Consider the following 1,536-nt stretch of genomic DNA (forward strand, 5'->3'; position numbering starts at 1 on the left):
CAAACTCCTGGACACCCGCGTGGGCGAACTGGGCATCGCTTGCGAAGCTTGCCATGGACCCGCTGAGGATCATGTTCGCGCGAACCTTCACCCGTGGCACCGATATCAGCAGCACTTCACCACCCACTCCGATCCGACCGTGGTGAATCCTTCGCAGAAGAACAAAGAGATTTCCTCGCACGTCTGCGGCCAGTGTCATGGCATCAAATGGATTCCGCACACGGAGAACTTTTCCCAGAACGGCTTCCGTTTTCGCCCCGGCGACAATCTCAACGACTCCACGCCGATTGTTCGGCCTTCGCGGCTCGACCTTTCGCCCTGGCTTCGGGAACCGCTTCAGCAAAATCCCCGATTCCTCGAAGAGCATTACTGGTCCGATGGCGAAGTGCGCGTTTCGGGCCGCGAGTTCAACGGCCTGGTCGATTCGCCGTGTTACGAGCGCGGCGAACTTTCCTGCCTTTCCTGTCATTCCATGCACAACAGCAGACCCGACGACCAACTGGCCGCGGCCAAACACGGCAACGAAGCGTGTTTGCAGTGCCACGGCAGTTTCAGGGACAGGATCGAGCAGCACACGCGGCACAAGACCGGCTCCAGCGGCAGCGAGTGTTACAACTGCCACATGCCCCACACGACTTACGGCTTGCTCAAAGCCATTCGCAGCCATCGCATCAGCAGTCCCAGTGTCAGAACCACGCTCGAAACCGGCCGCCCCAATGCTTGCAATCTCTGTCATCTCGATCAGACGCTTCAGTGGACCGCCCGGCATCTGTCGGAGTGGCACGGCGCCCCGGCGGTCGAGGTGCGCGGTGAGGAACGGGAAGTTTCCGCGGCGGTGCTCTGGGCGTTGCGTGGGGATGCCGGCCAGCGCGCGCTGGCCGCGTGGAGCATGGGTTGGGAGGCTGCCCGGCAGGCGTCAGGAAAAGTTTGGTTGCCTCCTTTCTTGGCGCAACTCCTCGAGGATCCTTATTCTGCCGTGCGCTACGTCGCGCAACGTTCGCTGCGCAGCCTCCCAGGATTCGAGAACTTCGCTTACGACTTCGTCGGTCCGGCCCCCGATCGCGCCTGGGCCCGGACGCGTGCGTTGGAGGTCTGGAGAAGGCAGGGTTCGGCGCCAAGCGCTCAATCTCGGACCAACATTTTGATCAACGCCGACGGCAGCCTGATGCAAGCCACGATCGATCGCCTGCTGCGGCAGCGGGAGGACCGTTCTATGGATTTGCAGGAGTAATCCTCGGTGACCGTTTCTTCTGTGTTCTGAACAGGAAACGGAAACCATCTCATCCAACGATCACTTCTTAGGACGGAAGCCTGTGGTCGGCGGGGGCGCCGACCAGAGGCACGCGAGGGCGCGTGCGCTCCCCATGCTTCGGATTGACTTCGATCAACTACCGGCGGTTCACCCGGGCCTTAGGGTCTGTGCAAAAATAAATTCCGGTTTTGCTGGAGGCGATTTCGCTTTCTGGCGAGGCACGACGAAGGAGCATAGCCAGGGCTCTGCGACTGAGGAGAAACGAAGCCAGAAAGCGAAATCGC

At 60.8% G+C, this 1,536-nt stretch carries 1 protein-coding gene; it reads left to right on the forward strand.

What is annotated here, in order from left to right; all coding sequences use genetic code 11:
* On the forward strand, positions 1–1,231 hold a 1,231-nt coding region (locus FJ398_27590), incomplete at its 5' end, for a C cytochrome precursor (GenBank protein ID MBM3841639.1).
* Positions 1,232–1,536: the final 305 nt, after the last annotated feature.

The sequence above is a fragment of the Verrucomicrobiota bacterium genome (genome assembly GCA_016871535.1).
Taxonomy (GTDB): domain Bacteria; phylum Verrucomicrobiota; class Verrucomicrobiia; order Limisphaerales; family SIBE01; genus VHCZ01.